Annotated in this window: 1 protein-coding gene and 1 pseudogene; both read left to right on the top strand. The window is 76.1% G+C overall.

The window, feature by feature from the left end:
• Positions 1-3,700, top strand: a 3,700-nt coding sequence (locus ACZ56B_RS32195; protein ID WP_468798439.1) for an SDR family NAD(P)-dependent oxidoreductase, incomplete at its 5' end; no start/stop codon positions are given.
• Positions 3,701-3,802: 102 nt separating this feature from the next.
• Positions 3,803-9,167, top strand: a pseudogene (locus tag ACZ56B_RS32200) (type I polyketide synthase); the annotation flags it as partial.

The following is a 9,167-nucleotide window of genomic DNA, read 5'->3' on the forward strand; positions in this document are numbered from 1 at the left end:
GTCCGTCCGGACGCACCCCTGGCTCGCCGACCACACGGTGGACGGCACGGTCGTGGTCCCCGGCACCGCGCTCGTCGAACTCGCCGTCCAGGCCGGTGACCGCGCCGGATGCGGACGGCTTGCCGAACTCGCCCTCCGGACGCCGCTCGTGCTGCCCGTCGATGGCGCCGTACAGCTTCAGATCGCCGTCGCATCCGAGAAGCCGATGGACGAGCCGGCCGGCGAATCGGACGGCGGTCCGACCGGCGAGCGCGCAGTGAAGATCTATGCCCGCCCCCAGGACGCCCACGGCGACGAGCCGTGGACCCTGCACGCCACCGGCACCCTCACCGTCGCCGACGACGCCGCACCCGACTGGGACCTGCGCGTCTGGCCGCCGGCCGGGGCCGAACCCGTCGACACGGACGCCCTGTACGAGCGGCTCACGGCGGCCGGCCTCGGATACGGTCCCGCGTTCCGCGGTCTGCGGCGCGTCTGGCGTCACGCCGACGAGCTCTACGCGGAGGCCGAACTGCCCGACCCCGTGGCCGCCGACGCCGCTTCCTTCGCGCTGCACCCGGCGCTGCTCGACACCGTCCTGCACAGCCTCGGCCTGCGTCGGGACACCCCGGAGGGCGCGCTGCTGCCGTTCCTGTGGTCGGGAGTGTCCCTGACCGCGGTGGGCGCCGGTGCCGTCCGCGCCCGGATCACGCCGCGCGGCACCGGGGACGTGACGCTGCGTCTCGCGGACGCGGCGGGCGAACCCGTCGCCGAGATCGACTCGCTGGTCCTGCGCGCCCTCTCGCCCGACCGGCTCGCCGCCCCCGGACCGGACAGCCTGTACCGCGTCGACTGGATCCAGTCCTCCGAGGAGAGCCCCGCCGGGGCGGCCCGGCCGGTGTGGGCCGCCCTCGGCACGGCACCGGCGGGTCTGACCGCCACCGTGCACGCCGACCTCGACGCGCTGGCGGCGGCAGCGGACGCGCACGGCGCCGGCGTACCCGAGGCGGTGCTGTTGCCGGTCACCCCGGCCGACGGTACCGACGGTGCCGATGTCCACGGGACCGTCGCCGGTGTCCTGGCACGGGTGAAGGCGTGGCTGGCCGACGAACGGTTCGCGCACTCGCGGCTCGTGGTGCTCACCTCCGGCGCCGTGCGCGTCGACGCCGCGGGAGACGGGGCACCGGACGTGGCCGCCGCCGGCGTGTGGGGACTGGTCCGCACGGCGATCAGCGAGAACCCCGGCCGGTTCGCCCTCGTCGACACCGACGACGACCCGGCGTCCCTGCGCGCCCTTGCCCGGCTGGTGCCCGGTGACGGCGACCCGCAACTGGCGGTGCGCGGCGGCCGGGCGTGGCTGCCCCGACTGGTGCGCATGGCCGGGGACGGAGTGCTCGTCCCGCCGGCCGGGGCCGGTGACGCGTGGCGGCTCGACATCGTCGCCCAGGGGCGGCTCGACGGCATCGCGTTCGTCCCGGAGGAACGGCGCCCGCTCGCCCCTGGCCAGGTCCGCGTCGGCATCCGCGCGGCCGGTGTGAACTTCCGTGATGTGCTGAACGTCCTCGGCATGTACCCCGGCGACGCCGGCCGGATGGGCCTCGAGGGCTCCGGGGTGGTCGTCGAGGTCGGGCCGGGCGTGGACCGGTGGAACGTGGGGGACCGCGTGATGGGCATGCTCGATGCGGCGTTCGGCCCCACCGCCGTCGCCGACGCCCGTCAGCTGGCGCCGATCCCGAAGGGCTGGACGTACGAACAGGCCGCCTCCGTCCCGATCGTGTTCCTCACCGCCTACTACGCCCTGGTCGACCTGGCCGGTCTCCAGGACGGCGAGTCGGTGCTGATCCACGCGGCGGCGGGCGGTGTCGGCATGGCCGCCGTGCAGCTCGCCCAGCACCTCGGCGCCGACGTCCACGCCACCGCGAGCGAGGCCAAGTGGCCGGCCGTGCGCGAACTCGGCGTACCCGCCGACCGCATCGCCTCCTCCCGGACCACCGAGTTCGAGGAGCGCTTCCGGCCCGGGGTGGACGTGGTGCTGGACTCGCTGGCCGGTGAGTTCGTGGACGCGTCGCTGCGGCTGCTGCGGCCCGGCGGCCGGTTCGTCGAGATGGGCAAGACCGACATACGCGACGCGGCCCTGGTCGCCGCCGACCACGGCGTGTCCTACCGCGCGTTCGACCTCGTGGAGGCCGGCCCCGACCGCATCGGCGAGATGCTCGACGCCCTGCTCGACCTGTTCGAGCAGGGGACGCTGCGGCCGATCCCGGTGACGGCGTTCGACATCGCCCGCGCCCCTGAGGCCCTGCGGCTGCTCCAGCAGGCCAAGCACGTCGGCAAGGTCGTCCTCACCCTGCCCGCACCCTGGTCCGGGCCGGGCACCGTCCTCGTCACCGGCGGCACGGGCGGCCTCGGTGCCCTGCTCGCCCGGCACCTCGTCGCCGAGCACGGCGTACGGGATCTGCTGCTGCTGTCCCGGCGCGGCCCCGAGGCGCCCGGCGCCGCCGAGCTGCGCGCCGAACTCGCCGCGGCGGGAGCCCACGCCGACATCGTCGCCTGCGACGTCGGCGACCGGGACCAGCTCGCCGCCGTCCTCGACGAGGTGCCGCTGAGCGCCGTCGTGCACACCGCGGGCGTCCTCGACGACGGCATCCTCACCGACCTGACCGACGAGCGCCTGGCCCGCGTCCTGGCCGCCAAGACCCGAGCCGCCCTGCACCTGCACGAGTTGACCGCCGACCGTGACCTGGACGCGTTCGTGCTGTACTCGTCCGTCGCCGGAGTCATCGGCTCCCCGGGCCAGGCCGCCTACGCCGCCGCCAACGCCTCCCTCGACGCGCTCGCCGTCGCCCGCCGTGCGCAGGGGCTGCCGGCGGTGTCCCTGGCCTGGGGCATGTGGGAGACCGCCGAGGGCATGGGCGGCACCCTGTCCGAGGCGGAACTCGCCCGCATGCGCCGCCAGGGCTTCCCGGCCCTGCCCGGTGACGAGGCCCTCGCCCTGCTCGACGCCGCGCTGCGCGTCAACGAGCCGGTCGCGGTTCCCGTCGCGCTGCGGACCGCCGCCCTCGCCGAACGCGCCGACACCCTGCCCAGCGTGCTGCGCGACCTCGTCCCCGCCGCACGCCGGCGCCGCGCCGCGGGACGGACCGCGGCCGCCGGAGCCGAGGGCCTCGGCCGGCGGCTCGCGGCCCTGCCCGCACCCGAACGGGACCAGCTCCTCCTCGACCTGGTGCGCACCGAGGTCGCCGCCGTGCTCGGCCACTCCTCGGCCACCGCCGTCGAACCGACCCGCGCCTTCCGGGACCTCGGCTTCGACTCGCTCACCTCCGTCGACCTGCGCAACCGGATCGGTGCCGCCACCGCGCTGACCCTGCCGGCCACGCTCGTCTTCGACCACCCGACCCCGGAGGACCTGGTACGGCTGCTGCGCGAGCGGCTCCTCACCGGAACCTCCGTCCCCGCACCCGCCGCTCCCGCTGACGACGCCATCGACCCGCAGGTGCGGGAACTGCTGACCGCGATCCCGATGGCCCGGCTGCGCGAGTCCGGTGTCCTCGACATGCTCCGCCGCCTCGCCGACCGTCCCGCCACCGGCTCCGACGGCACCCGGCCCGGCGGCAACGGCGCCGCCCCCGCCGCACAGCCCGACAAACCCGAATCCCTGGACGCGATGGGCGCCGACAGCCTCGTCCAGCTGGCCCTGAAGCGAGTGCAGCGGCCGGTGTGACCGGCACACCGGCCGGCGGCCGCAGTGCCGCCGGCCGGCGCGCCGGGCCCGCCCAGCTCGCTCACCGCGACCGTGGAGAACGACATGACTGCATCCTCCGAAGAGCTCGTCGAAGCCCTGCGGGAGTCCCTCAAGGAGAACGACCGGCTCTGGCAGCGCTACCAGGACCTCGTCACGGCGTCCCGGGAACCCGTCGCCGTCGTCGGCATGGGCTGCCGCTTCCCCGGCGGCGCCACCACGCCCGAGGCGCTGTGGGAACTGGTCGCGGGTGAGCGGGAAGGCATCTCGCCGGTTCCCGAGGACCGCGGCTGGGACCTGAGCGCCCTCGGCGGCACCACCGCTGTCGGCGGATTCCTCCACGAGGCGGCCGACTTCGACCCCGACCTGTTCGGCATCAGCCCGCGCGAGGCCCTGGCCATGGACCCGCAGCAGCGGCTGCTGCTGGAGACCTCCTGGGAGGCCCTGGAACGCGCCGGCATCGACCCGCACTCCCTGCGCGGCTCCCGCACCGGCGTCTTCTCCGGAGTGTCCGGCAACGGCTACGGCGGCCACCTCCACGAGGCCACCCCCGAGACCGAGGGCTACCTGCTCACCGGCAGCATCCCCAGCGTCGCCTCCGGCCGCGTCGCCTACACCCTCGGCCTCGAGGGCCCCGCCGTCACCGTCGACACCGCCTGCTCCTCCGCGCTCGTCGCGCTGCACCTGGCCTGCCAGGCGCTGCGCTCCGGCGAGTGCGACACGGCGCTGGCGGGCGGCGCCACCGTCATGGCCAACCCCGGCATGTTCCTGGAGTTCGCCCGGCAGGGCGGCCTCGCCGGCGACGGCCGCTGCAAGTCCTTCGCCGACGGCGCCGACGGCACCGGCTGGTCCGAGGGCGCCGGCGTCCTCGTCCTCGAACGGCTCTCCGACGCCCAGCGCAACGGCCGCACGATCCTCGCCGTCGTCCGGGGCAGCGCCGTCAACCAGGACGGCGCCTCCAACGGCCTCACCGCGCCCAACGGACCCTCCCAGCAGCGCGTCATCCGCCAGGCTCTGGAGGCCGCCGCCCTGTCCACCGCCGACGTCGACGCCGTCGAGGCGCACGGCACCGGCACCCGGCTCGGCGACCCCATCGAGGCGCAGGCCCTGATGGCGACCTACGGCCAGGACCGCGACGAGCCGCTCCGGCTGGGCTCGGTGAAGTCGAACATCGGACACACCCAGTCCGCCGCCGGCGTCGCCGGCCTGATCAAGACCGTGCTGGCGCTGCGCGCCGAACTGCTGCCCCGCTCCCTGCACTCCGAGACCCCGACCTCCCACGTCGACTGGACCGAGGGCAACGTCCGCCTCCTCACCGAGGCCCGGCCCTGGCCGCGCGGCGAACGCCCCCGCCGCGCCGGTGTCTCCGCCTTCGGCATCAGCGGCACCAACGCGCACGTCATCGTCGAGGAGGCACCCGCCCCGGCCGACGCCCAGCCCGAGCGGCGCGCGGTGGCCCGGCCGCCGGTCGTACCCTGGGTGCTGTCCGCCCGCAGCCACGACGCCCTCCGCGCCCAGGCCGCCCGCCTCGCCGGCCACGACGGCGATCCCGCCGACATCGGACTGTCCCTCGTCACCAGCCGCGCCCGGCTCGACCACCGCGCCGTCGTCCTCGGCACCGCACCCGACGAACTGCGCGCACGCACCGCCGCCCTCGCCGAAGGCCTCCCCGGCCCCACGACCGGCACGGTCACCGACGGACGCACCGCCTGGACGTTCACCGGCCAGGGCAGCCAACGCCCCGGCGCGGGCCGGGAGCTGTACGACGCGTACCCGGTGTTCGCCGCCGTCCTCGACGTCGTCTGCGAAACGCTCGACGCCGCGCTCTCCGGAACCCCCGGCTTCGAACACCCCGTCCGCGACGTCATGTTCGCCGCGGAGGGCACCCCCGAGGCCGCCCTCCTGGACCGTACCGGCTACGCCCAGACGGCCCTGTTCGCGCTGCAGACCGCCACCGTCGAACTCCTCCGCTCCTGGGGCACCGCGCCGGACGTCGTCCTCGGCCACTCCGTCGGCGAGTACGCCGCCGCCTACGTCGCCGGCGTCCTGGACCTCGCCGACGCCGCCACCCTCGTCGCCGCCCGCGCCCGCCTCATGCAGGCGCTGCCCGAGGGCGGCGCGATGGCCGCCGTCGAGGCCGACGAGGCCGAGGTCACCGCACTGCTCGACACACCGGACGTCACGATCGCCGCCGTCAACGGGCCGCAGTCGGTGGTCGTCTCGGGCACCGAGGACGGCGTCGAGCGGGTCACGGCCGCAGTCCGCGCCCGGGGCCGCCGCGTCACCCGGCTGCGCGTCTCGCACGCCTTCCACTCGCCGCTCATGACCCCGGCCCTGGCCGAGTTCACCCGGATCGCCTCCGGCATCACCTTCCGCCGTCCCGCCCTCGCCGCCGTCAGCACGGTCACCGGTGCCGCCCTCGGCGAAGGAGACTGGACCACCCCCGCCTACTGGGCCGACCAGATCGTCCGCCCCGTCCGCTTCCACGACGCCCTCACCACCGCCACCGGTCACCAGTCCGTGAGCCGCCTGCTGGAAATCGGCCCCGACCCCGTCCTCACCGGCCTCGCCCGCACGGCCGGACACACCGCCGCCGCGTCCGCCCTCCGCAAGGACCATCCCGAACCCGAGACGCTGCTCACCGCCCTCGCCGAGATGTACGTCCACGGCGCCACCGTCGGCTGGGCGCGCATGTTCGACGGCACCGGCGCCCACCGCGTCGACCTGCCCACCTACGCCTTCCACCACCGCCGGTTCTGGCTGCGCCCCGCCCGCACCGTCACCGATGCCGGCGGCCTCGGCCTCGGCACCGTCGGCCACCCGCTGCTCGGCGCCACACTGCGCCCGGCCGGCACGGACACGGTCCTGCTCACCGCCGCGCTGTCGACCGACACCCAGCCCTGGCTCGCCGACCACACCGTCGCCGGACGAACCGTCGTCCCCGGCACCGCGCTCGTCGAACTCGCCGTCCAGGCAGGCGACCAGGCCGACGCCGGCACCCTCGCCGAACTCGCCCTGCACACCCCGCTCGTCCTGCCCGAACACGGCACCGCACACGTCCAGATCGCCGTCGAGCCCGGCACACCGGACGGCACCCGCACCCTCCGCATCCACGCCCGTCCCGACGACGCCCCCGCCGACACACCCTGGACCCTGCACGCCACCGGCACCCTCGCCCCCGCCGGCCCCGCCCCCGACTGGGACCTGCGGTCCTGGCCCCCGGCGGGGGCCGACCCCCTCCCGCTCGACGGCCTCCACGAACGGCTCGCCGAAGCGGGCCTCGACTACGGCCCGGCGTTCCGCGGACTGCGCGCCGCGTGGCGGCACGGCACCGACCTCCTCGCCGAGGCCGACCTGCCCGACGGCACGGGCGACCCCACCGCCTTCGGCCTCCACCCCGCGCTCCTCGACGCCGCCCTGCACGCGCTCGCACTGCCGCAGGGGACCCGGGAACAGGCCGGACTGCCCTTCCTGTGGAGCGGCGTCCGGCTGCACGCGGTCGGCGCGCGCGGCCTGCGCGTCCGGCTCAGCCCGCGCGACGACGGCACCGTGACGCTGTACGCGGCGGACGAGACGGGCGAGCCGGTCGCGGATATCGAAGGCCTGGTGCTGCGGCCCTTCACCGGCCTGGACGACACCCGGCACGCCACGGCCGGCGGCGGCCTCCACCGCCTGGAATGGCGCCCCGTCACCCTCCCCGCGGAAACCCACGACGAGGACACCGGCCCCGCATGGGCCGTGCTGACGACCGACCCCGGCCCCTGGGCCGCCACCGGCCGCCGACTCGCCCACCACCCCGACCTGGAAGCCCTCGCGAACGCCCTCGACACCGATCCGGACACGCCCGCACCCCGGACCGTGCTCCTCCCCGTCCCCGCCGGCACCCCGGACGCCGCCACCGCGACCCTGCCCGTCGTGCAGCGCTGGGCGACGGACGACCGCTTCGCCCACGCCCGCCTGGTCCTCGTCACCACCGGCGCGGCCGGCGACGACATCACCGACCCCGAAGGCGCCGCGCTGTGGGGCCTGGCCCGCACCGCGATCAACGAGCACCCCGACCGCTTCGCCGTCGCCGACACCGACACCACCCCCGAGTCGTACCGCACCCTCTGCGCCGCGCTCGCCACCCTCGACGCCGATCAACTCCTCGTCCGCCGCGACGAGACCCGCGTCCCGCGCCTGACCCGCACCACCGAACCGGACACGGCCGCCACGCCCGCCCCCTGGCCGGCGACCGGCACCGTGCTCATCACCGGCGGAACCGGCGGCCTCGGCGCGATCGTCGCCCGCCACCTCGTCACCGCGCACGGCGTCCGCGACCTCCTGCTGCTCTCCCGGCGCGGCCCGGACGCCCCCGGCGCCCCCGAACTGATCGCCGACCTCACGGACGCCGGCGCCCACGTGGACGTCGTCGCCTGCGACGCCGCCGACCGGACCGCCCTGGCCACCGCACTGAACGGCGTCCGACTCGGCGGCGTGGTGCACGCCGCCGGCGTACTCGACGACGGCCTGCTCGCCGACCTCACGCCGGACCGCCTCGCCCGCGTACTCCGCGCCAAGGCCACCTCCGCCCTGCACCTGCACGAACTGACCGCCGACCAGGACCTCCACGCCTTCGTCCTGTTCTCGTCCGTGGCGGGCGTGTTCGGCAACGCGGGCCAGGCCGCCTACGCCGCCGCCAACACCGTCCTCGACGCACTCGCCGTCGCCCGCCGTGCGCAGGGGCTGCCGGCGGTGTCGCTGGCGTGGGGCCTGTGGGAGGCCGCCGACGGCATGGGCGGCCGCACGGCCGAGGGCGACCTGGCCAGGCTGCGCCGGCAGGGGTTCCCGCCGCTGCCCACCGCCGACGCCCTCACCCTGCTCGACACGGCACTCCGGACCGACGAGCCCGTCACCCTCCCCTTCGCCCTGGACACCGGGGCCCTCGCCGAGCACCGCGACACGGTCCCGGCCCTCCTGCGCGACCTCCTCCCGGCGGCCCGGCGCCGCGCGGCCGCCCGCACCGGCGGCGAGCCGGGCAACACCCTCGCTCACCGCCTCCGCACCCTGCCCGAGGAGGAGCAGGACCGGATCCTGCTCGACATCGTCCGGACGGCAGTCGCCGGAGTGCTCGGCCACACGGGCAGTGCCACCGTCGACCCCGGCCGCGCCTTCAAGGACCTCGGCTTCGACTCCCTGACCGCCGTCGACCTCCGCAACCGCCTCAAGACCGTCACCGGCCTCCACCTGCCCGCGACCCTCGTCTTCGACCACCCCAGCCCGCTCACCCTCACCGCTCACCTCCGCACGGAACTCCTCGGCACGACGGCCACGCACACCGCCACCGCGCACGGCCGCACACCGACCGGCCCCGACGAGCCGATCGCGATTGTGGGGATGGGGTGTCGTTTCCCCGGTGGGGTGGATTCGCCGGAGGCGTTGTGGGAGTTGGTGGCGTCCGGTGGTGACG

It is taken from the genome of Streptomyces sp. NPDC034670, from assembly GCF_055574875.1.